Origin of the sequence: Phytobacter sp. RSE-02, assembly GCF_040578655.1 — a bacterium.
In the GTDB taxonomy this organism is placed as follows: Bacteria; Pseudomonadota; Gammaproteobacteria; order Enterobacterales; family Enterobacteriaceae; genus Phytobacter; species Phytobacter diazotrophicus.
In genome coordinates this window covers 62,602-86,140 of the sequence record NZ_JBEULY010000005.1, presented here as the reverse complement: position 1 = coordinate 86,140, position 23,539 = coordinate 62,602, and the positions used below count along the sequence as shown (strand labels likewise).

Here is a 23,539-nt window from a genome sequence, read left to right as displayed (position 1 = left end):
GACCTGATACTCAGACGCCATACCCCATCATTTTCAGCAGCCGCTGGGCATGCAATACGGCATCCTGACGGTGGGCAACCCCCAGCTTCTGATACAAATTACGGATATGCGTTTTAATGGTGGTCGCCGCCACGGCGAGTTCACCGGCGATCTGCTCATTGCTGTAGCCTGAGTAGATTAGCCCCAGTACCTGCCACTCTCGCTGGGTTAGCGGACTGGTGCGGATCAACTCCGGCACTTCCGGATGGTTCAGTAAGCGTTCAACGAAGCTCTCGTCAAAATGGGCGAACTTATGCCGGTGATGCTGGTTGATGTCACGCAGAATACGCTGCGCGCGGTGCTGGTCGAGCTCCGGCAGTGTGTTGAGTTGAATAAGCTGACGCAGTTGCTGCGCCATGGCCTCGCCCTCAATAACAAAGTGGCTGATAAACCCGGTGCGGTTGGCCAGTTGCAGCGCCTCAAGCAGCACGCGCTGTGCGTCGTTTTTACGCCCGGACTGCCAGTACAATTGATTCAGTAACAGCAGGTTGCGGTTCAAATCGCTCATCAGGCGCAAGCTGCGGGCATTCTCGTTGAGCTCTTCAAGCACCATTTCAGCCGGGTCGAAATCACCAAGCAGAATTTGCGCTCTGGCGATATTACGCCACTGTCCTTGCAGGAAGTGGTTATTGGCAAATTCGGGTTTAGGCGTCTGGCGAAGCCACTGCGCTGCTGATTTGCGATCGCCCGTCATGTTCCAGTAAATCACCCGGACTTTATCGGCGTTCGACACCCAGTCGCTGTGATACTGGCCGTTACCCAGCAAATTTTCCAGACGATGCAAATGCGCGCGAGCATTATCCAGGTCACCGCGAGCCAGCGAATTTTGAATCACCAGTGCCAGACACTGTAACTGTTGCTGCGGCTGGAAGGAGGCGAGAACTTCCATCCCCTGACGAGCGGCGGCTTCGGATTCGTCAAGACGCGCCCAGGCCCAGAGCAGTTGCGAACGAATGCGCAGTAAGAACTCGTGCATCGGCAACTGCTCAAGGTGCTGCTCGCGCACCAGGACAAAGCCTTTTTCCTGGGTCTCCCAGGCAGCCTGCAAGAACCCTTGCGCAAACAGAATTTCGCTCTGCTGAATCAGGCTCCACAAGGCGTAATGCCATACATCATGGCGGCGCGCCATCTGCTCGGTTTGCTGCATTAACGCCAGCGAGTTGGTCAGTTGCCCTTTGCAGTGGAGCACTTCACCGTGCACCGACGTGGCGACAATACGGCTGTAGTAATTGGCAAGCGGCAGTTCAGCGAGCGCCACCATCGCCAGGCGTTCCGCTTCGGCGGCATCGCCATCATTGATCGCGACCTGCGCGCGCAATGCGTTGAAATCACCGTGCAGGGAGGCGTCCATTTGGGTGGTCATCTCCTGTTCAGCACGGGCCAGCAAGGTATTCACTTCGCTGTAGCGATGCTGGCTTTGCATCAGCCAGGCCTGTAGCAGCACCAGGCGCGGGTTCTCCAGGAGGCTCTCCCACGGTAGCGCTTTCAGCGAGGCTTCCAGCAGGCTGAGTTCGCTATGGTTGAATAAGCCCCACGCGTGATGCAGCAGAATGTCCCGTAACATAATGCCGTCGCCCGCCGCCAGCGCGTGGTGGATGGCTTCGCTGGGGAATCCCTGCGCCATCCAGCTTTCCGCCGCGGCGCGATGAATTTCCGGCAGTTCAGTCGCCAGTTCCCACTGGCAGCGCTGGCGCAGGAAATTGCCGAATAGCGGGTGGTAGCTGAACCATTCGCCGGAATCATCCATGCGCTGCAGGAATAACCCCTGGCGCTCAATTTCTTCCAGCCGCATCTGACCATTTTCTTCACCGGTGACACGGACAATTAGCGCATCGTTCATCGAGCGCAATAGCGAGCTTTTCAGTAAGAACAGACGCGTGCTGGCATCGACATTATCCAGCACCTCATCCACCAGATAATCGGACAAATGGCTGGCGTTGATCCCCGCCAGACGACGAGCGGATTGCTGCGCGGCACTGTGATTCTGGCGTACGGAAAGGGCAATGAGTTGGAGCGCGGTGGCCCAGCCGGCAACGTCATCACACAGACGGCTGCTCTCTGCCGCTTCGATAGGGGAAGTCAGGCGGCAATCAAAAAATTGCTTTGCTTCCTGATGATTAAAGGCCAGTTGGTGGCTGCCGATCTCCAGCAGTTGCTCACGTACGCGCAGATTGGCAATGCCTAACTGCGGTAAATTGCGCGACAGCACAATCAGCGTCAGGTTTTCCGGCTGATGGCGCAAGAAAAAACGCATGGCTTCATGAATCACCGGGTTGGTGATGAGGTGGTAGTCATCTATTACCAGATAGAGCGCGCGTTGCCACTCTGCCAGCTCAATAAACAACTGAGCAAAGAGGGAGGAGAGGCTGGCGTACTGGCGTTTTTGCGCCATCGCCTCACTGGTGACGCAATGCCCACCCGTGGCCTGTTGAATAGCAGCAATAAAATAGCTGGCAAAACGTTCCTGCTGGTTGTCGCCTTCATCCAGCGAAAACCAGCCCACGTCATTTTTACCGGAAGCCCATTGGGAAATGAGCGTTGTTTTTCCGTACCCAGCAGGGCTAGTGATCAGCGCAAGCCGAAAATTGTTCGCGCCGGAAAGTTTAGCCAACAGACGCTCACGAACGACAGTATGGTCGAGGCGTACCGGGCGACTTAATTTAGACGGAATCAACATAGTTATCACTTCACTGTGAGGACAAAGGGGAAAAACGATTTTTTTTGCGCTTCGTAATTAATATAAATAAGGTCGGATAAATTCCGAATTATTGCAAGTTATGTCCGGATCTGACGATTGTGAATTTGCACTATGTCACATTTCTATTTGAGTTGCGAAAAAAGAGACAGCACCCGTGGCGAAAGGGTATGCAGCCCGATTTGCAGCAAAACGCGTCAAAATAAGGCGAAATAGTTTTGCATCTTTTGGGGGCTTTGGTGAAATATTTCCCAAAACGGCGAGGTAATCGCACAAATAGCAAAAGGCGAAATTATCATTTAAGAAAATATTATTTACTCAAATTATATTGATGCCGCGAGTGATAATTTCCCTGAAACAATATTTCAATTCTTTGACATTCTCCCCTGTTATCCCCACGGTAAGTGAACGACGCATCGCCGTGTTTTTTCCTCCCGCTTGAGGCAGTAAATGCTTGAAGAATGCTTAAAAAAACAGCTAACTTTAGGTGGCAGAGATCACACTTTTCGCTCATCCCTGCTGCTCCTCCCCGTTGAATCCCTGGCAGGATGAGGAAGTCGTTTCATGAGCCTGGCACACTAGCGCTAACGTTGTTTTTTCAATTACAGGATCCGAATTCTCTATGTCAAAGCCCACGTTTAACAAAGCGCAATTTGAGGCGGCCCTGACGCGTCAGTGGCAACATTTTGGTTTGCACACAGCTCAGGAGATGACATCTCGCCAGTGGTGGCAGGCCGTTAGCGGCGCGCTGGCAGAGTTGCTGGTGGCACAACCGCTGGCTAAACCGGCGAAAAACCAGCGCCATGTAAACTACATTTCAATGGAATTTCTGATTGGTCGCCTGACGGGTAACAACTTGCTCAACCTTGGTTGGTATCAAGAGGTGAGCGATATTCTGCAGGAAAGCGATATCAATTTGAGCGATCTGCTGGAAGAAGAGACCGACCCGGCGCTGGGTAACGGTGGGTTAGGACGTCTGGCGGCGTGCTTCCTGGACTCGATGGCAACGGTAGGCCAGTCCGCCACCGGCTATGGCCTGAACTATCAGTATGGCTTGTTCCGTCAGTCTTTTGACGATGGTCAGCAGAAAGAGGCGCCGGATGACTGGCAGCGTCGCAGCTACCCCTGGTTTAGCCATAATGCACAATTGAACGTGCAGGTGGGGATTGGCGGTAAAGTGAGTAAAGACGGCCACTGGACGCCGGAATTTACGATTGTCGGCGAAGCCTGGGATTTACCGGTACTGGGTTATCGTAACGGCGTAGCGCAGCCGCTGCGACTGTGGCAGGCGACCCATGCGCACCCGTTCGATCTGACCAAATTCAACGACGGTGATTTCCTGCGTGCCGAGCAGCAGGGCATCGATGCAGAAAAACTGACCAAGGTGCTCTACCCGAATGACAACCACCAGGCGGGCAAGAAGCTGCGTCTGATGCAGCAATATTTCCAGTGTGCCTGCTCCGTGGCGGACATTCTGCGTCGTCATCACCTGGCCGGGCGCAAAATTGCCCAATTGCCGGACTTTGAAGTTATTCAGCTTAACGATACGCATCCGACCATTGCGATCCCGGAAATGTTGCGCGTGCTGATGGACGAACATCAATTGAGCTGGGATGACGCCTGGGCTATTACCAGCAAAACCTTCGCCTACACCAACCATACGCTGATGCCGGAAGCGCTGGAGTGCTGGGATGAAAAACTGGTAAAAGCGCTGCTGCCTCGCCACATGCAAATTATCAAACAGATTAACGATCGCTTTAAGGTACTGGTTGAGCAAACCTGGCCTGGCGATGAGGACGTGTGGGCGAAACTGGCGGTGGTGCACAACAAACAGGTGCGGATGGCCAATATGTGTGTGGTCGGCGGCTTTGCGGTGAACGGCGTTGCGGCACTGCACTCAGATTTGGTCGTCAAAGATCTGTTCCCGGAATATCATCAACTGTGGCCGACGAAATTCCACAATGTTACTAATGGTATTACGCCGCGTCGCTGGATTAAACAGTGCAACCCGGCGCTGGCGGCATTACTGGATAAGTCGCTGAAAAATGAGTGGGCGAACGATCTCGACCAGCTTATTCATCTGGAGAAATTTGCCGACGACGCGAAATTCCGCGCGCAATATCGCGCTATCAAACAGGAAAATAAGGTGCAGCTTGCGGCGTTCGTCAAAGCGCGTACCGGCATTGAGATCAATCCGCATGCGCTGTTTGATATTCAAATCAAACGCCTGCATGAATATAAACGCCAGCATCTGAACCTGCTGCATATTGTGGCGCTGTATAAAGAGATTCGTGAAAATCCGCAGGCAGACCGCGTACCACGCGTATTCCTCTTCGGTGCGAAAGCCGCGCCGGGCTACTACCTGGCGAAAAATATCATTTACGCCATCAATAAAGTGGCCGCTGTAATCAATAACGATAAGACGGTGGGCGATAAGCTGAAAGTGGTTTTCCTGCCGGATTATTGCGTTTCGGCGGCGGAACGTCTTATCCCGGCGGCAGATGTGTCTGAACAGATTTCTACCGCAGGTAAAGAGGCCTCGGGTACCGGCAATATGAAGCTGGCGCTGAACGGTGCGCTCACCGTCGGTACCCTTGACGGTGCCAACGTGGAGATTGCCGAGCAGGTTGGCGATGAAAACATCTTCATCTTCGGTCATACCGTGGAAGAGGTGAAGGCGTTGAAAGCCAAAGGCTACGATCCGGTGAAATGGCGTAAGAAAGACAAGCTGTTGGATGCGGTGCTCAAAGAACTTGAGAGCGGCAAATATAGCGAGGGCGACAAGCATGCGTTCGACCAGATGCTGCACAGCATCGGTAAGCAGGGCGGCGATCCCTATCTGGTTCTGGCGGATTTCGCCGCCTATGTTGAAGCGCAAAAACGGGTTGATACGCTCTATCGCGATGAAGAAGCCTGGACGAGGGCTACAATATTGAATACCGCACGTTGCGGCATGTTCAGTTCGGATCGTTCGATCCGTGATTACCAAACCCGTATCTGGCAGGCAAAACGCTAAGGAAACGCCATAGTGAGCAAACGTCTTGATAATGCCGCGCTGGCGGCGGGAATTAGCCCGGATTACATCAATGCGCATGGCAAACCACAGTCTATTGGTGCGGAAACCAAACGACGTTTGCTTGACGCTATGCACGCTGTTACCGCGACACCCGTCGCGGTAACGCCGGTCCCAAATGTGCTGGTGCATACTCAGGGAAAGAAGAAGTCATTGCCGATTGAGGGAAACGGTACTTTCAACTGGATAATCACCACCGAAGACGGTCAGCAGCATAAAGGCCTGGTCGACGCAGGGAAAAACCTCACCCTGCCAACGAAGTTGCCGCAGGGGTATCACACCCTGACGCTGCGGCAAAGTGAGCAGAGCTGGCATTGTCGCTTAATTGTTACCCCAAAGCGCTGCTATGAACCGCAGGCGCTGCTGGAAGGGAAAAAACTCTGGGGGGCGTGTGTACAGCTTTATACCTTGCGTTCTGAGCGTAACTGGGGGATCGGCGATTTTGGCGATCTGAAAGTCATGTTGGGCGAGGTGGGGCAGCGCGGTGGCGCGTTCATCGGCCTGAACCCTATTCACGCCCTCTATCCGGCCAACCCGGAAAGCGCCAGCCCCTACAGCCCTTCCTCTCGTCGCTGGCTGAATATTATTTATATCGACGTTAATGCGGTAGAAGATTTTCAGTTGAGCAAAGAGGCGCAGGCGTGGTGGAAACTCCCCACGACGCGCAAGGCGCTGGATGCCGCTCGCGACGCGGAGTTTGTCGATTACGCAGGTGTGACCGCCCTCAAACTGGCGGCATTACGCCTGGCCTGGCTGCAGTTTTCACAGCGTAAAGATGATGACGATTTGCGCGTTGCGTTTCACGCCTTCGTGAAGGAAGAGGGGGAAAGTCTGTACTGGCAGGCGGCGTTTGATGCGCTACATGCCAACCAGGTGAAAGAAGATCCGCTACGCTGGGGCTGGCCTGCCTGGCCGGAAGGTTTTCAGTCAACCGACAGCCCGGCGGTTAAAGCCTTTTGCGAAAGCCATGCCGATGAAGTGAACTTTTACCTGTGGTTGCAGTGGCTGGCGTATACGCAATTTGCCGAGTGCTGGCAGGAGAGCCAGGGCCACAATATGCCTATTGGGTTGTACCGGGATCTCGCCGTGGGCGTTGCCGAAGGCGGTTCGGAAACCTGGTGCGATCGTGAGTTGTACTGCCTGAAAGCCTCTGTGGGAGCACCGCCGGATATTCTCGGCCCGCTGGGGCAAAACTGGGGATTGCCGCCGATGGACCCGCACATTATCGCCGCGCGCGCTTACGAACCCTTTATTGAGCTGCTGCGCGCCAATATGAAAAGCTGTGGCGCGCTGCGTATCGATCATGTGATGTCGATGCTGCGCCTGTGGTGGATCCCGTATGGCGAAACGGCAGATCACGGGGCGTATGTGCAGTACCCGGTGGACGACCTGTTGTCGATCCTCGCGCTGGAAAGTCAGCGTCATCAGTGCATGGTCATTGGCGAAGATTTGGGAACGGTGCCGGTGGAGATCGTCAGCAAGCTGCGCGACAGCGGCGTTTACTCCTATAAAGTCCTCTATTTTGAAAATGACCACGAGAAGCGATACCGTGCACCTAAAGCTTACCCGGCCCAGTCAATGGCGGTGGCGACCACTCATGATTTGCCGACGCTGCGGGGATACTGGGAAAGTGGTGACCTGACGCTCGGTAAAACGCTGGGTCTGTACCCGGATGAAGTGGTGCTACGTGGGCTGTATCTTGATCGCGAACTGGCAAAACAGGGGCTGCTGGATGCGCTCCACGCCCATGGTTGTTTGCCAAAACGAGTGGGGCATAAAGCCTCACGTATGCCAATGAGTGCGGTACTTAATCGTGGTATGCAACGCTATATCGCTGACAGTAATAGTGCGTTGCTTGGGCTACAGCCGGAAGACTGGCTGGATATGGCCGGACCGGTGAACATTCCGGGCACCAGCTACCAGTACAAAAACTGGCGGCGTAAGCTCGCCGTGTCACTGGAAAAAATGTTTGCCGATGAGAACGTCAACAAGCTGATTAAAGACCTGGATAAACGCCGGAAAGCGGCAGGGAAGAAGTAAATAAGTAAATACAAAGAACCCGCCACTCGGCGGGTTCTCTTTTTAACAATCAGTTGGACGGTAGAACTTACACCACCATTCCCAGCAGCAGACAGCCAACCAGACCGCAGACAGAGATAATGGTCTCCAGTGCGGACCAGGACTTCATGGTTTCCCCGATGGTCAGGTTGAAGTACTCCTTGAACAGCCAGAAGCCTGGATCGTTCACGTGAGAGAAAATCACGCTACCGGAACCAACCGCGATAACCATCAGCTCAGGGCTCACGCCAGTGGTGGCAATCAGCGGCGCAACAATCCCGCCTGCGGTAATGGCTGCAACGGTTGCAGAACCCAGCGCGATACGCAGTACGGCGGCAATTGACCACGCCATAAAGATTGGCGAGATGTTGGTTTCATGCATCAGCGAAGCGATATATTTATCCACGCCGCTATCAACCAGAACCTGTTTGAATGCGCCGCCACCGCCGATGATCAACAGCATCATGGCAATGATTTTGATTGAGCTGGTCAGCGTCTCGTTGATGTCGTCCATGGAACGACCACGGTTCAGGCCGAAGGTGAAGACGGCAATCAGTACCGCAATGAGAGTCGCCATCACCGGATCGCCGAAGAACTCAGCGTAAGGCAGAATCGCATGGCCTTTCGGCAGCAGCATCTCTGCAACCGCACGCAGCGCCATCAGTACCACCGGTACCAGAGAGGTCCAGACGCTGACGCCAAAGCCCGGCATTTCTTCTTCGGTAAAGGTTTTCTTGTTGTACAGCCCTTCCGGAATCGGCTTGTCGATGCCTTTCAGGAAGCGAGCATAGACCGGGCCGGCCAGAATCACTGTCGGGATACCGAGCAGCGTACCGTAGAGCAGCGTTTTACCCATGTCCGCATGGAAAATGGTAGCGATTGCGGTCGGGCCAGGGTGTGGAGGCAGGAAACCATGAGTAACGGAAAGCGCGGCCGCCATCGGGACACCCACATACAGCAGCGGGATACGGGCTGCGGCAGCGATAGTGAAAACCAGCGGCAGTAACAGGACGAAGCCCACTTCATAGAACAGCGCAAAACCCACGGTAAAGCCGGTCAGTACGACGGCCCACTGAATGTGTTTTTCGCCAAATTTTGCAATCAGCGTTGTGGCGATGCGTTGTGCGCCGCCGCAGTCCGCCAGCAGTTTACCCAACATGGCGCCGAAGCCCATGATCAGCGCAAGGCTGCCCAGTGTTCCGCCCACACCGGCTTTGATAGATTTGATAACTGCGTCCAGAGGCATGCCCTGCATCATACCGACGGCGAGTGCCACCAGGATCAGAGCGATAAATCCGTTCAATTTGAAGCGGATCATTAATAACAACAACAAGACTACACCGATAGCAACGATGACTAATGGCATGATTTACCTGGCCTTAATTTGTTATGGGTAACGTCAGTTTTCAGCGGTTATTGCAGGTTTTAGCCCTGTAAAAACGAAGCGCTGGAGTACCGATATGCCTTACATCCACTTTTTAAAAGGATAGCTGGATGTTTTTATATTTTTGGTACTGGTACAGATGATACGGGTAACATTCATGAAAAGAGAATCACCCTGCGGGTCAAAATTTACGAAGTGAGATACCGGTCATATTCCAGGCTGGAAATGAGTGCAAAAAAGAGGCGCGATATGGCGGGGAAAGATACAGGTAACATGCTCTCCCGCATCGGGAGAGCATCGGATAAGAGGCAGGTTAGTAGTAGGAGTGCTCGCCGCGCTGGTGTTCGGTAAGATCGCGTACACCTTTCAGTTCCGGGAATTCGTTAAGCAACTGCTTTTCGATCCCTTCTTTCAGCGTTACATCCACCATTGAACAGCCGTTACAACCACCGCCAAACTGGAGGATGGCATAGCCTTCATCCGTAATTTCCATCAGCGTGACGCGGCCACCGTGACCTGCCAGTTGCGGGTTGATCTGCGATTGCAGCAGATACTCAACACGTTCCATCAGCGGCGCGTCTTCGGACACTTTACGCATCTTCGCGTTTGGTGCTTTCAGGGTGAGCTGAGAACCCAACTGATCGGTGACAAAATCAATTTCCGCATCTTCCAGGTACGGTGCACTTAACTCATCGACATAGGCGGTCAGTTGTTCAAATTTCAGGGCGGTGTCAGTTGCTTCCACTGCATCTGGCGGACAATAAGAGACGCCGCATTCAGCGTTTGGCGTGCCTGGGTTAATCACAAATACACGGATTTGTGTCCCTTCTTCCTGATTTGCCAGCAGTTTAGCAAAATGCGCTTGCGCAGCATCAGAGATACGGATCATAGCAATGGCCTAATAGTTGACTATTTTACTTGGTTATAATACGCCCATCATCGAGGGTCTACAAGGTTCGACAAAGGCACCATACCTGAACAGACGCCGCGCCGTTGCGCAGGAGCAACCGACTTATTTCCGCGACGGTGCTGCCGGTCGTAACGACATCATCCACGATAACCATATGGAGTCCCTGGACGGGCAATTCAAGGCGAAAGGCATTTTTCAGGTTGCGTTTGCGTAGCCGGGCGCTGAGATGATGCTGAATGGACGTTGCCCGAATGCGGACAATGGCGCTCGGTTCATAGCGACAGCATAACCAGTGGGCAAGCGCACGACAGAGCAGATCACTTTGGTTGTATCCTCTGCGCCACTGGCGATGCCGATAAAGCGGTACGCTGATAAGCATATCGGGTTTCTGCCACCGTGTTATTCTGCGTGCGTTGATGACTGCCAGTACCAGCAGCCGGGCCAGCGCATTTGCCATTTCGGGTCGTCGCACGAATTTGAACTGATGCACCAGCATACTCAATGGCAATGCGTAGTCGCTGACCGCCACCAGATGTTGCCACGGCGGCGGTTTTTGCAGGCATCTGCCGCAAGGCAGTATCCGGCTCGCGGCAGGCAAACCACAGGCTGGACAAACGGACAGGGGGGCTACCACCGCCCGAGTGCAGCAGGAACACAAGCCCCAGTGCGCTACCGCCAGCGGCATTCGACATAGCCAGCACAAGCCCGGCGCTGTTAGCATGTTCACCCTCCCTGTTTTAAGAAAGAGAACGATAACTGATGAACAACATCTGGTGGGAAACCAAAGGCGAAGGAAATTGCCATCTTGTGCTGTTGCACGGATGGGGGCTGAACGCGCAGGTTTGGGATTGCATTGTGCCGCAACTGAGCTCGCAATTTACACTGCATCTGGTGGACCTGCCGGGTTATGGGCGCAGTAGCGGATTTTCGGCAATGACATTGCAAGAGATGGCGGAGTGTGTGTTGGCGCAGGCACCGCAGCGCGCCGTCTGGCTGGGCTGGAGCCTCGGCGGGCTTGTCGCAAGCAAGGTGGCGCTTCTTGCCCCTGAGCGCGTCAGCGGCCTGGTGACGGTTGCATCATCTCCTTGTTTTGGCGCACAGGATGAATGGCCTGGCATCAAACCGGATGTGCTGGCCGGTTTCCAGCGACAGCTCAGCGAGGATTTTCAACGTACGGTCGAGCGCTTTCTCGCTCTGCAGACGATGGGTACGGAGACAGCCCGTCAGGATGCACGTCAGCTCAAGCAGGCGGTATTGTCGTTACCGATGCCCTCAACAGAGGTGCTGAACGGTGGGCTGGAGATCCTCAAAACAGAAGATCTGCGCGACGCGCTGTCAGGGCTGGAGATTCCCTTCTTGCGGCTGTACGGGCGATTAGATGGGCTGGTGCCGCGCAAAATTGTTGCCACGCTGGATACGCGCTGGCCACAAAGCCAGTCGCTGATCTTTCCTAAAGCTGCCCATGCGCCTTTTATTTCTCACCCGGACGATTTCTGCAGAGCATTGGCAGAATTTAATAGTTTCGCGATGTAATTATTTTGCCGCCTGGAAAAAATGCTGTTTCACGACAATACTCAGAGCGTTGCTGCGGTTGGCTTATCTTTCTTTACCGCAGCATCACAATCTAAAAAACCGAGGAGAATCAAGTCTATGAAACTTGTTACAGGTATTGTTGCATCTCTGGTGATTGGCTCCCTGTCGTTTGGCGTTATGGCGGCGCAGGAACTCGAAAAAGATAAGGTCGCGGGTATGAATCTGACAAAAGTGGGGACGATTACCACGTCTGATACCTCGGCACCCATGGACGCGAAAAAAGAGCTGTCAAAAAAAGCGGATGAGCTGGGCGGCAAATATTTCGTTGTGACCAGCGGCGAGAAGAATGAAAAAGACATCCATGCTACGGCGGATGTCTATAAGTAATGTTATGAGCGGGTCGCCTGACCCGCTATCAGCATCCTGTCAGTGACCACCATTCACGCTGGCAGGCCGATTTTCCTTCCGGGCATTGTTTGCACTCGCCACTCAGACAGCCGTCCGCCTCTTCCTGAATACGTACTGCTTTGCCCATGGCTTCCATGCGCGTCAGCATGGCATCGGCCATTGGCCGGGAGAGATGCAGCACGTTACAGAGCTGGTTGATTTCCATCCGGCCCTGTAAAGCAAGCATATCGCGAACCTCAATTAACGATGCCATGTTTCGTGTCCTTAGTGGCAGTCGCCCGCCGGGCTTTCACAACAACTGGCGACGGTTTTGCGGCTGGCCAGGAGATTCACATCCACGCGACTTCTGGCGCGACGCAGACCGCCAATCACGATGACGTTGAACAAGATCACCGCGAGAATACAGGTGAGGCTGTAAACCGGGTGCTCATCAAAACTCACGGCCTGATAGAACAGCGTGGCAAGTGAATAGGCGATATTCAGCCCCCACAGCACGGAGAACCCCATCCAGCCACGGCTCGATTCACGGGCAATGGCGCCCATTACGGATATGCACGGGGTGTAGAGCAGAACGAAAATCAGGTAGCTGTAGGCCGCAGCGGCGCTGCCGAATTTCTCACTCATCACGCCCATAGTGCCTTCTGCCATCTCACCGTCGCCCTTGCTGGCTTCAATAGGGTTGGCCAGTACGCTCAGACTGAAGGTGTTTTTCAGGCTGCTCCAGGTCTCGTCGAGTGCGGCGATCAGTTCATCGCTGAGACTGTATTCTGCGGGATTGAATTCCGCTTTCTGAATGTGTTCGGCGGTATAGAGTGAGTTGAGCGTCCCGACCACCACTTCTTTCGCCATTGCCCCCGTCACCAGGCCAACGGTCGCCTGCCAGTGGTCACCGTGCACGCCAATCGGTTCCAGTATGGGGGTAAAGACGCGGCTTACTGACGCCAGCGCAGAATCGTTAATGTTATCGACCGTTTTACCGCTCAAAGAGAAGCTATTGAGAGCACTGAGGAAAATGCTCACGATCACAATGACTTTACCGGCCCGCAGCACAAAGCCTTTCAGACGCTGCCAGGTCTGCAGCACCAGACTTTTCAGGTGCGGCACGTGGTAGACCGGTAGTTCCATAATGAACGGTGACGCTTCGCCACGCATGATGGTGTGTTTAAGCATCAGGCCGGTAAGGATTGCCATCACAATGCCCAGCACGTACAGCGAAAAGACCAGTAACGCCCCCTGCTGGCCGAAGAAGGCCGATGCGAAGACAGCGAAAATGGCCAGACGCGCGCCGCAGGACATAAACGGTGCCATCATCATGGTCATCAGACGTTCACGTGGCGCATCCAGGGTTCTGGCCCCCATCACCGAGGGAACATTGCAGCCAAAGCCGACAATCAGCGGCACGAAGGATTTACCCGGCAGCCCCAGCGCCTGCATCAAACGGTCCATGACGAAGGCCGCACGTGCCATATAGCCGGAGTCTTCAAGGAATGAGAGGAACAGGTACATCATGCCGATTTGCGGTACCAGCGGTAGCACCGTGTTGATACCACCGCCCAGCCCCTGAGCAAGGAAAACGGTCAGCCATTCCGGGAAATGCAGCGTATAGCCCAGCCACTGGATACCGTGGACGAAAATCGCCACTGAACCCGCATCAAAAATCGGCTGTAACGCACCACCGATGTTAATGGCGAGCAGGAACATCAGGTACATCACAAACAGGAAAATCGGTAAGCCAAGGAAGCGGTTCAGAATGATTCGGTCAACGGCTGCCGTAAACTGGCTGGATTCCGCCGTCAGGGTGTTACTGACCGCCTCGCAAATGGCGGCAATGGTTTGATAACGGGCATCGGCAATGTGCAGTGCGGGATCGTCGATTTCGTCCTGCAGGCGTGCCAGTGAAATATCCAGCTTGTGGGCGGCATCACCAGCGTAAGCGCGGCTGTAGATATCGCCTTCCAGCATTTGCAGGCCCAGCCAGCGACGTTGTTGGATGGGCATGTCCGCGGCCATGCCTTGCGCCAGCTCATCGGCTTCACGCGACAGCGGCTGGGCATAGTGAACAAGCTCGATTTGTTTATTTTTCTGATGGCGATCAAGCGCGATTTTTAACGCGTCGATACCGCGACCACGGGTGGACACCAGCGGAACAACCGGGCAGCCGAGGCGAGCGGAGAGGGCGTCGATATCAATGCGGACTTTTTGCTTCTCGGCAATATCCAGCATATTCAGCGCCACTACGCAGGGGATGCCCAGTTCCAGCAACTGCAACGTGAGATAGAGGTTGCGCTCGAGGTTTGAGGCATCCACGACGTTAATCAGGATGTCTGCATCGCCGCTCAGAATGTAGTGACAGGCAATTTGCTCATCCAGTGAGGTCTGTGACGAGATAGTGGTCAGGGAGTAGGTACCGGGCAAATCGACCAGCGTAACCTGATGGTCGGTGGTAGAGAATTGCCCCTCTTTGCGCTCAACCGTGACACCCGCCCAGTTCCCCACGCGCTGGCGCGCACCAGTTAACTGATTGAATAATGTGGTCTTGCCGGAATTAGGATTACCAATTAATCCCACGGTCAATTTTTTCATTGTTCTTTTCTCTCTTTCATGGCCGGGCCATTAGCGGGAAACGGCTTCCAGTTCCAGAAACGCGAGATCTTTCTTACGCAAGACCAGATTAACGCGCCGGGTTTCAATGTGAATAGGATCACCAAGGGGAGCTACGCGCACGACATTAAATGATGAGCCGGGCAACATGCCTAATGAGAGGAGTTTCTGGCGCCACGCAGGGCTAATTTCGCGAGAGAACCCCGTTATTTTCCACGCACTGTCAGGAGAGAATTGCATAGGACCTACTTATCTGTATCGCAAACAACATTCCCACCATGCGCCAGTAAAGCGCATGAAACCAGTTAGTTAGCCAGCACAGCAATGAGTGTCACTCCACTCATACAATGATAATGAGAATAGTTTTTATCATCACTATTAAACCGCGATATTGCGCAAAGCGGAACCACAATCCGAGCCATTGTTGATATGGCTCAAAATTTATGTTGTTTTGCCTTTCCCGTTTGCAATAACAAATAAGAAACAGTGAAGGGATATTTAATTTATTACCCGGACTTAAGGTTAAATTAATAATAAGAATAAAGTTTAAATAATAAAGAGTTATGAGGCGGGTTTATTAACTAAAATATAACCAATATAAAATTAGTTAATAATTTTGAAAAGCAATCCAGAGCTTATTCAAAGGGTTACTGGCAGGTAAGAAATAACGCAATCCATCTGTTTGTTTAGATTTGAACATCTGGAAAGGGGAGTGCCCTCTCCCGAAGGAGAGGGCGAAGGGTTTAACGTTTTTTGCCCATGGCGGCCGCCAGCGCATCCATCATGGCGCTGTTGCCAGCAGGCTGCGACTCGCGCCCGCGTGGTTTCGCCGGACGGGCGGCAGGGCGGTTGCCTGCCTCGCGAGCGCCACCATTACCACGCCGTGAATTGCTGTCTCCCGGCTGCTCATCAAGGCGCATGGTCAGCGCAATACGTTTGCGCTGCAGATCCACTTCCAGCACTTTTACTTTGACGATATCCCCCGCTTTCACGACGGTATGCGGATCTTCAACAAATTTATCGGCAAGCGAAGAGATATGTACCAGGCCATCCTGATGCACACCGATATCCACAAACGCACCGAAGTTGGTAACGTTGGTCACCGCACCTTCAAGCACCATGCCAGGCAGCAGGTCATTCATCGTTTCAACACCGTCAGCAAACTGGGCGGTTTTGAACTCCGGGCGCGGGTCACGGCCTGGTTTTTCCAGCTCTTTGATGATGTCAGTAACGGTCGGTACCCCGAAACGCTCGTCGGTAAAGTCGGACGCTTTCAGTGACTTAAGACCGCTACTGTTGCCCATCAGATCGCGCAGAGACTGCTCTGTCGCCGCCAGAATACGTTCCACAACCGGGTACGCTTCCGGATGCACGGTAGAGGCATCCAGCGGGTTATCACCATGGTTGATTCGCAGGAAGCCCGCGCACTGCTCAAAGGCTTTTGGCCCCAGTCGGCTGACTTTTAATAGTTGCTGGCGATTCTGGAACTGACCATTCTCATCACGCCAGGCGACGATATTCTGAGCCATCATGCGGGTTAAACCGGCTACGCGAGTCAGCAGGGGAACAGACGCGGTGTTCAGGTCCACGCCGACGGCGTTCACGCAATCTTCGACGACCGCGTCCAGTTTGCGCGCCAGTTGCGTCTGGCTGACGTCGTGCTGATACTGACCAACCCCGATAGATTTCGGATCGATTTTCACCAGTTCTGCCAGCGGGTCCTGCAGACGACGGGCGATTGACACCGCGCCACGCAGCGAAACGTCCAGATCCGGGAACTCCTGTGCCGCCAGCTCAGAGGCGGAATAGACCGACGCTCCGGCCTCGCTGACGATCACTTTCTGTGCGGTGACTTTCGGGAACTGTTTCTGCACGTCCAGGAAGAAACGTTCGGTTTCACGCGATGCCGTTCCGTTGCCGATAGCGACCAGTTCAACGTTGTGTTTTTCGCACAGCGCGGCGACCACCACGGCGGCTTTTGCTGCCTGGCCGGTGTGTGGGTAAATGGTGTCAGTGGCGACCAGCTTACCCGTGCCGTCGACAACGGCGACTTTCACACCGGTACGCAGACCCGGATCGAGACCCATCGTCGCGCGCAGGCCAGCGGGTGCGGCCATCAGCAGGTCATGCAGGTTACGGGCGAAGACGTTGATCGCTTCATCTTCCGCACGTTCACGCACTGTACCCATCAGTTCGGTTTCCAGGTGCATCAGCACCTTAATGCGCCACGTCCAACTGACAACGCCTTTGCGCCAGCTATCTGCCGGCGCATTATTCAGCCGCAGGCCGAGGTGATCCTGAATAATTTGCTCGCAATGGCTCTCTTTTGGCGGCTCATCAAATTGCGGATCGGCATTCAGTGAGAGCTGCAATACTCCTTCGTTGCGGCCACGGAACATGGCCAGCGCGCGGTGTGACGGCACGGTGGAAATCGGCTCATGGTGATCGAAATAATCACGGAATTTTGCGCCTTCCTCTTCTTTGCCGCTCACTACGGTGGCGACCAGATGGGCGTTTTTCCACAGATAATCACGCACTTTCGCCAGCAACTGCGCATCTTCGGCAAAGCGCTCCATCAGGATGTAGCGTGCACCATCCAGTGCTGCTTTGGTGTCGGCAACGCCTTTGTCGGCATCGATGTATTTTGCGGCTTCGCTTTCCGGGTCGTGTGAAGGCTCGTTCCATAGCAAATCCGCCAGCGGCTCAAGGCCTGCTTCAATGGCGATTTGCCCACGGGTGCGGCGCCTGGGTTTGTACGGTAAATACAAATCTTCGAGTTCGGTTTTACTGAGCGTACCATTGATGGCTTTGCTCAATTCATCAGTGAGCTTACCCTGCTCGCCAATCGACTTCAGGATGGCCTGGCGGCGTTCTTCGAGTTCACGCAAATACCCCAGGCGGGTTTCCAGATTACGCAGCTGCGTGTCATCCAGACCGCCGGTGACTTCTTTACGATAACGCGCGATAAACGGCACGGTGTTCCCTTCATCAAGCAGGCGAACGGCAGCTTCTACCTGTTCGGATCTGGCCTGAAGTTCACCCGCAATAATGCGGCAGAGCGAATCATTCATCATTTCAATATCATCTTCTGAACAAAATCAGGGGATAGTTATACGGACTGAGACAGAAAAATGCCAGTCGCGCCGGGGGCTACCGGATAGTTCCTGGTGCGTTACTTTACATACTCGATTTCATTAACGTACCAGGTGGCTTCCCCGGCGGGCGTCTGCACCACTGCGACATCACCGACCTCTTTTTTCAGTAGCGCGCGCGCCATTGGCGAGTCGATGGAGATGTAGTCTTTGCGACCAAAAATTTCGTCGTAACCGACAATGCGAAAACGTAATGTGTTGCCATCGTCATTCTCGATTTCCACCCACGCGCCGAAGAAGACTTTGCCTTCCTGTTGCGGTGAGTAATCGACAATTTTCAGGTTTTCCAGGCACTTTGTTAGATAGCGAACGCGGCGGTCTATTTCACGCAGGCGCTTTTTGTTGTACTGGTAGTCGGCATTTTCACTGCGATCGCCGAGGCTCGCCGCCCAGGTGACTTTTTTGGTGACTTCCGGGCGCTCCTGACGCCAGAGAAAATCCAGTTCCTGTTTCAGCTTGTCGTAGCCTTCTCGGGTGATCAGGGGCGTTTTCATTTCGTGGCCTTCTTTTTTCTCTGGTTTCTTTACAAATCACCGCCCCTTAAGGTGCGGATTAATCATCATTTCTGTGATGCAATGTGCATATAAGCTACTGTTAAATATGCTTTGTAACAATTTCGACTAGAATTTATACCAGATTTAGCTGGTCCTCGACGCGCACTTTTTTAGAATACGTATTCATAATTGTCGGAACCTTTGGGAGTAAAAACAATGCAAGAGAATTATAAGATTCTGGTAGTGGATGACGATATGCGCCTGCGCGCGCTGCTTGAGCGTTATCTTACCGAGCAGGGCTTCCAGGTTCGTAGCGTCGCTAACGCGGAGCAAATGGACCGCCTGTTGACCCGCGAATCATTCCACTTGATGGTTCTCGACTTAATGCTGCCGGGTGAAGATGGCCTGTCCATCTGTCGCCGCCTGCGTAGCCAGAGTAACCCGATGCCGATCATTATGGTGACGGCGAAAGGGGAAGAAGTTGACCGTATCGTTGGCCTCGAAATCGGTGCTGATGACTACATTCCAAAACCGTTCAACCCGCGTGAACTGCTGGCGCGTATTCGTGCGGTACTGCGTCGTCAGGCAAATGAACTGCCCGGTGCGCCTTCGCAGGAAGAAGCGGTTATCGCATTTGGTAAGTTCAAGCTGAACCTCGGTACCCGCGAAATGTTCCGCGAAGATGAGCCGATGCCGCTGACCAGCGGTGAGTTCGCCGTGCTGAAAGCGCTGGTGAGCCATCCGCGTGAGCCGCTGTCGCGCGATAAGCTGATGAATCTGGCGCGTGGTCGTGAATACTCCGCGATGGAGCGTTCTATCGACGTGCAAATCTCCCGCCTGCGTCGCATGGTGGAAGAGGATCCGGCTCACCCACGTTACATTCAGACCGTTTGGGGTCTGGGCTACGTCTTTGTGCCGGACGGTTCTAAAGCATGAGGCGAATGCGCTTCTCACCGCGCAGTTCTTTTGCCCGCACGCTGTTGTTGATCGTCACATTGCTGTTCGTCAGCCTTGTGACGACCTACCTCGTGGTGCTGAATTTCGCGATTTTGCCCAGCCTCCAGCAGTTTAATAAGGTTCTCGCCTACGAAGTTCGTATGTTGATGACCGATAAACTGCAACTGGAGGACGGCACACAACTGGTGGTTCCTCCGGCATTTCGCCGTGAAATTTATCGCGAACTCGGTATCTCACTCTATTCCAATGAAGCCGCAGAAGACGCAGGCCTGCGTTGGGCACAGCACTATGAATTTTTAAGCCAGCAGATGGCGCAGCAACTGGGTGGCCCAACGGAAGTGCGCGTTGAGGTTAACAAGAGCTCGCCGGTTGTCTGGTTGAAAACCTGGCTGTCGCCCAATATTTGGGTACGCGTGCCGTTGACGGAAATTCATCAGGGCGATTTCTCCCCGCTGTTCCGCTACACGCTGGCTATTATGCTGCTGGCGATAGGGGGCGCATGGCTGTTTATCCGAATACAGAACCGACCGCTGGTCGACCTGGAACATGCCGCGCTAAAAGTGGGCAAAGGACATATTCCACCGCCGCTGCGTGAATACGGAGCCTCCGAAGTACGTTCTGTGACGCGCGCGTTTAACCAGATGGCATCTGGGGTCAAGCAACTGGCGGATGACCGTACCCTGCTGATGGCCGGAGTGAGCCACGATTTGCGTACGCCGTTGACGCGTATTCGTCTGGCCACAGAGATGATGGCCGAAGAAGATGGCTACCTTGCGGAATCGATCAATAAAGATATCGAAGAGTGCAACGCCATCATCGAGCAGTTTATCGACTACCTGCGAACCGGGCAGGAGATGCCGATGGAAATTGCCGAATTAAACGCGGTCCTGGGCGAAGTGGTGGCGGCCGAGAGTGGCTATGAGCGTGAAATTGATACGGCGCTTAATGACAGCGAAATTCTGGTTCGTATGCACCCGCTTTCGATTAAGCGTGCCGTTGCCAATATGGTGGTGAACGCTGCCCGTTACGGTAATGGCTGGATCAAGGTCAGTAGCGGTACAGAGCTTAATCGCGCCTGGTTCCAGGTGGAGGATGACGGCCCTGGCATCAAGCCGGAGCAGCGCAAACATCTGTTCCAGCCGTTTGTCCGTGGCGACAGTGCGCGTAGCACCAGCGGTACGGGTCTTGGGCTGGCGATTGTTCAGCGTATTGTCGATAACCACAACGGTTTGCTTGAGCTTGGTACCAGTGAGCGGGGAGGCTTGTCGATCCGTGCCTGGCTGCCGATTCCCATTACTCGCCTGAACACGCCGGGCAAAGAGAACTAACAGAAAACCCGCCTTTCGGCGGGTTTTGTTTGGCTTGCGTTGGAAAATTACAGCTTCGGTCCGGCGCTCACCAGTGCGGCACCCGCAGGGGTATCCGTATACTTCTCAAAGTTACTGACGAACAGTTTAGCCAGTTGCGTTGCTTTCTCCTGCCACTGTTCCGGCGATGCGTAAGTATTACGCGGGTCGAGGATTTTTGTCTCCACGCCGGGCAATGTTGTGGGAATGGCCAGGTTAAACATCGGCAGGGTGAAGGTCTCGGCGTTATCCAGTTCACCATTGAGAATTGCATCGATAATCGCGCGCGTATCTTTAATGGAGATGCGTTTGCCGGTCCCGTTCCAGCCGGTATTCACCAGATATGCCTGCGCACCGACGGCCTGCATACGTTTCACCAGCACCTCTGCGTACTGCGTAGGGTGCAGCGACAGGAATGCTGCGCCAAAGCAGGCGGAGAAGGTGGGCGTAGGCTCCGTTACGCCACGTTCCGTGCCCGCCAGTTTAGCCGTAAAGCCGGACAAGAAGTGATACTGCGTCTGGCTTGCGGTAAGGCGGGAAACAGGCGGCAGCACGCCGAACGCGTCTGCGGTCAGGAAGATAACTTTTGTTGCATGCCCGGCTTTTGAAACGGGCTTAACGATGTTGTCGATGTGGTAGATCGGGTACGACACACGGGTATTTTCTGTTTTCGAGGCATCGTCATAATCGATGCTGCCGTCAGCGCGTACGCTCACGTTTTCCAGCAGAGCATCCCGACGGATGGCGTGGAAAATATCCGGTTCCGCTTCCTCTGACAGTCGGATGGTTTTGGCGTAGCAACCCCCTTCGAAGTTGAAGACGCCGTCGTCGTCCCAGCCATGCTCGTCATCGCCAATCAGGCGGCGTTTTGGATCGGTAGAAAGGGTGGTTTTCCCGGTGCCTGACAGGCCAAAGAAAACGGCGACATCGCCTTTCTCGCCGACGTTTGCTGAGCAGTGCATCGATGCGATGCCTTTCAGCGGCAGCAGGTAGTTCATCATCGAGAACATCCCTTTTTTCATTTCGCCGCCGTACCAGGTACCACCAATCAACTGAATGCGTTCGGTCAGGTTGAACGCAACGAAGTTTTCTGAATTCAATCCCTGTTCTTTCCATAACGGGTTTGTGCATTTCGCCCCGTTCATGACAATAAAATCAGGTTTAAACTCAGCGAGTTCTTCGTTTGTCGGACGGATAAACATGTTCTTCACAAAGTGCGCCTGCCAGGCGACTTCTGTGATGAAGCGAACGGAGAGACGGGTATCCGCGTTGGCGCCACAAAAGGCGTCGATAATAAACAGACGTTTACCGGAGAGTTGTTGCGTCACCAGCCCTTTCAAGTGTTGCCAGACTTCGGGCGAGAGCGGTTTGTTGTCGTTCTTGCCTTTGCCTTTATCAGACCACCAGACGGTGTCTCGGGTGGTGTCATCACGGACAATATACTTATCTTTCGGCGAACGGCCGGTAAAAATACCGGTGTCGACGGCGACAGCACCAGAATTCGTCAATACTCCGCGCTCGTATCCTTCCAGGTCTGGACGGAGCTCTTCCTGATACAGCGTATCGTAGTCGGGGTTATAGACGATATCCTGAACATCGTTGATACCATAAGCCTTGAGATCTTGCGGGGTTAAAACGTTAACGCGCATGTCACTACTCCTTAGCCAATATGTACTGCCTGAAATTGTAGGGTTGTTGCTCATTCCCTGACCGCGACGGGGCTCATAGATTTACGTATCTCGACAAGCCCAGGAACGCGGAAAACGCTGTGACATGGGTCACGTGGCGACACAGTTTCTGGCAATAATAGCCAGAATAATCGAGAAAATGTCACTAAAGCGACGTAAAGCGATATTTTTAACGGCAGCTTTGTGACTGTAATCGCTTTCATGAAAGTAAATTACGTAAGACTTTCATAAAACATTTTAACGGAAACGTGACGTGCTATGCAAAAGCGCCACCGTTAAGGTGGCGCTTTTGCTGACGATTAAGGAAGGTCTTAGTGGACCTGCGGGTCGGCAGGCGAGGCGTTGTTACGGATTTCAGCGATATCCATGGCGTTGAACAGATAGTGATTACCGCAGTAATCGCAATGCATGTCGATCTCGCCCTCTTCGGCAATGATGCTGTCAACTTCTTCATCTGGCAGGGTTTTTAGTGCGCCAGCACAGCGTTCACGAGAACAGGTGCATTTGAATTCCACATCCTGCGGGTCGTACAGGGTGACTTCTTCTTCGTGGTACAAACGCCACAGAACATCCTGCGCCGGAAGCGTAAGCAGCTCTTCTGCTTTGATCGTTTCAGTCAGCGTTGCCAGGTGTTCAAAATCCACCGCCTGGGTATCCTGAGCGGGTAAAACCTGCAGCAACATACCGCCTGCGGCCGGTGCACCTTCCACATCTCCTGTACGGATGAACAAGCGGGTCGGCAGTTGTTCGGAACGCAGGAAGTAGTCTTCCAGACACGCTGCCAGCGTATCGCCTTCCAGACCGACGACGCCCTGATAACGTTCACCTTCTTCCGGCGTTATGGTAATGACCAGATAGCCATTGCCAACCAGCGTTTTCAGATCGGCATCGTCAGCAATGTCGCCCTGTACGCGCGCGACACCACGCATCTGTTGACGGTTGTTACCGTTGATGACGGCCAGGCTCATTGGGCCATCGCCCTGTAGCTGAACGGTAATATCGCCCGCAAATTTCAGGGTGGCAGTCAGCAGGCTGGTCGCGACCAGCAACTCGCCGAGAATGTTTTTCACTGGCTGCGGATAGCTATGGTTTTCCAGGATCTGCTTCCAGGTTTCGGAGACGGTCACCAGTTCACCGCGTACGGCGTAGTTCTCGAACAGGTAACGGTGTAATTGGTCATGTTGAGCCATAGTTTTCTCTC

The 23,539-nt window shown here is 53.8% G+C and carries 17 protein-coding genes; 6 read left to right on the top strand and 11 right to left on the bottom strand.

Annotated elements, in window-relative coordinates:
• Nucleotides 1-10: 10 nt before the first annotated feature.
• Entirely contained in the window at nt 11-2,716 is a 2,706-nt protein-coding gene (malT, locus tag ABU190_RS12840; RefSeq protein WP_193794546.1) for an HTH-type transcriptional regulator MalT, read from the bottom strand.
• A gap of 640 nt (nt 2,717-3,356) precedes the next feature.
• On the opposite strand from malT, the gene malP reads away from it, so the two are divergent.
• Together malP and malQ are read left to right on the top strand one after the other, a co-directional pair.
• A complete protein-coding gene (gene malP / locus ABU190_RS12835) occupies nt 3,357-5,750 on the top strand; it encodes a maltodextrin phosphorylase (protein ID WP_354691523.1) in 2,394 nt (797 codons plus the stop codon).
• Nucleotides 5,751-5,759: 9 nt separating this feature from the next.
• Nucleotides 5,760-7,847 carry a 4-alpha-glucanotransferase gene (malQ, locus tag ABU190_RS12830; RefSeq protein ID WP_354691662.1) on the top strand — a complete coding sequence of 696 codons (2,088 nt, stop codon included), beginning with the start codon at nt 5,760-5,762 and terminating at the stop codon, nt 7,845-7,847.
• 67 nt (nt 7,848-7,914) lie between these two features.
• Here the strand turns inward: malQ and gntT are convergent, their stop codons facing one another.
• From gntT to gntX, 3 genes are all read right to left on the bottom strand, one after another.
• Nucleotides 7,915-9,231 carry a gluconate transporter gene (gene gntT, locus ABU190_RS12825; protein WP_041851370.1) on the bottom strand — a complete coding sequence of 439 codons (1,317 nt, stop codon included), beginning with the start codon at nt 9,229-9,231 and terminating at the stop codon, nt 7,915-7,917.
• 331 nt (nt 9,232-9,562) lie between these two features.
• Nucleotides 9,563-10,138, bottom strand: coding sequence for a Fe-S biogenesis protein NfuA (nfuA, locus tag ABU190_RS12820; RefSeq protein WP_041851371.1), 576 nt, complete (start codon nt 10,136-10,138; stop codon nt 9,563-9,565).
• A gap of 58 nt (nt 10,139-10,196) precedes the next feature.
• On the bottom strand, nt 10,197-10,880 hold the full coding sequence (gene gntX, locus ABU190_RS12815) for a DNA utilization protein GntX (protein WP_354691522.1): 684 nt from the start codon (nt 10,878-10,880) through the stop codon (nt 10,197-10,199).
• Between the two features lie 38 nt (nt 10,881-10,918).
• Here gntX and bioH point away from each other — a divergent pair, with 38 nt between their 5' ends.
• Together bioH and ABU190_RS12805 are read left to right on the top strand one after the other, a co-directional pair.
• Nucleotides 10,919-11,692 (top strand): pimeloyl-ACP methyl ester esterase BioH, encoded by a 774-nt coding sequence (gene bioH, locus ABU190_RS12810; protein ID WP_354691521.1) that lies wholly within the window; start codon nt 10,919-10,921, stop codon nt 11,690-11,692.
• 117 nt (nt 11,693-11,809) lie between these two features.
• Nucleotides 11,810-12,079 (top strand): YdgH/BhsA/McbA-like domain containing protein, encoded by a 270-nt coding sequence (locus tag ABU190_RS12805; protein ID WP_041851374.1) that lies wholly within the window; start codon nt 11,810-11,812, stop codon nt 12,077-12,079.
• A gap of 28 nt (nt 12,080-12,107) precedes the next feature.
• Here ABU190_RS12805 and feoC read toward each other — a convergent pair whose 3' ends face one another.
• From feoC to greB, 5 genes are all read right to left on the bottom strand, one after another.
• Nucleotides 12,108-12,353, bottom strand: a complete 246-nt coding sequence (feoC, locus tag ABU190_RS12800) for a [Fe-S]-dependent transcriptional repressor FeoC (protein WP_354691520.1) — start codon at nt 12,351-12,353, stop codon at nt 12,108-12,110.
• A gap of 11 nt (nt 12,354-12,364) precedes the next feature.
• Nucleotides 12,365-14,683 (bottom strand): Fe(2+) transporter permease subunit FeoB, encoded by a 2,319-nt coding sequence (feoB, locus tag ABU190_RS12795; protein ID WP_354691519.1) that lies wholly within the window; start codon nt 14,681-14,683, stop codon nt 12,365-12,367.
• Nucleotides 14,684-14,713: 30 nt separating this feature from the next.
• A complete protein-coding gene (feoA, locus tag ABU190_RS12790) occupies nt 14,714-14,941 on the bottom strand; it encodes a ferrous iron transporter A (protein ID WP_041851377.1) in 228 nt (75 codons plus the stop codon).
• A gap of 503 nt (nt 14,942-15,444) precedes the next feature.
• Nucleotides 15,445-17,775 (bottom strand): Tex family protein, encoded by a 2,331-nt coding sequence (locus ABU190_RS12785; RefSeq protein ID WP_354691518.1) that lies wholly within the window; start codon nt 17,773-17,775, stop codon nt 15,445-15,447.
• A 98-nt stretch (nt 17,776-17,873) separates the two neighbouring features.
• Nucleotides 17,874-18,347, bottom strand: coding sequence for a transcription elongation factor GreB (gene greB, locus ABU190_RS12780; RefSeq protein WP_041851379.1), 474 nt, complete (start codon nt 18,345-18,347; stop codon nt 17,874-17,876).
• Between the two features lie 216 nt (nt 18,348-18,563).
• Between greB and ompR the strand changes: the two genes are divergently transcribed.
• Together ompR and envZ are read left to right on the top strand one after the other, a co-directional pair.
• Entirely contained in the window at nt 18,564-19,283 is a 720-nt protein-coding gene (gene ompR / locus ABU190_RS12775) for a two-component system response regulator OmpR (RefSeq protein WP_001157751.1), read from the top strand.
• A complete protein-coding gene (envZ, locus tag ABU190_RS12770; protein WP_041851380.1) occupies nt 19,280-20,632 on the top strand; it encodes a two-component system sensor histidine kinase EnvZ in 1,353 nt (450 codons plus the stop codon). Before ompR ends, envZ begins: the two co-directional genes overlap by 4 nt.
• Before the next feature lie 47 nt (nt 20,633-20,679).
• On the opposite strand, the gene pckA is transcribed toward envZ, so the two are convergent.
• Nucleotides 20,680-22,299, bottom strand: a complete 1,620-nt coding sequence (gene pckA, locus ABU190_RS12765; RefSeq protein WP_041851381.1) for a phosphoenolpyruvate carboxykinase (ATP) — start codon at nt 22,297-22,299, stop codon at nt 20,680-20,682.
• A 350-nt stretch (nt 22,300-22,649) separates the two neighbouring features.
• Complete coding sequence (gene hslO / locus ABU190_RS12760; RefSeq protein WP_041851382.1) at nt 22,650-23,528, bottom strand: Hsp33 family molecular chaperone HslO; 879 nt, start codon at nt 23,526-23,528, stop codon at nt 22,650-22,652.
• Nucleotides 23,529-23,539 lie beyond the last annotated feature (11 nt).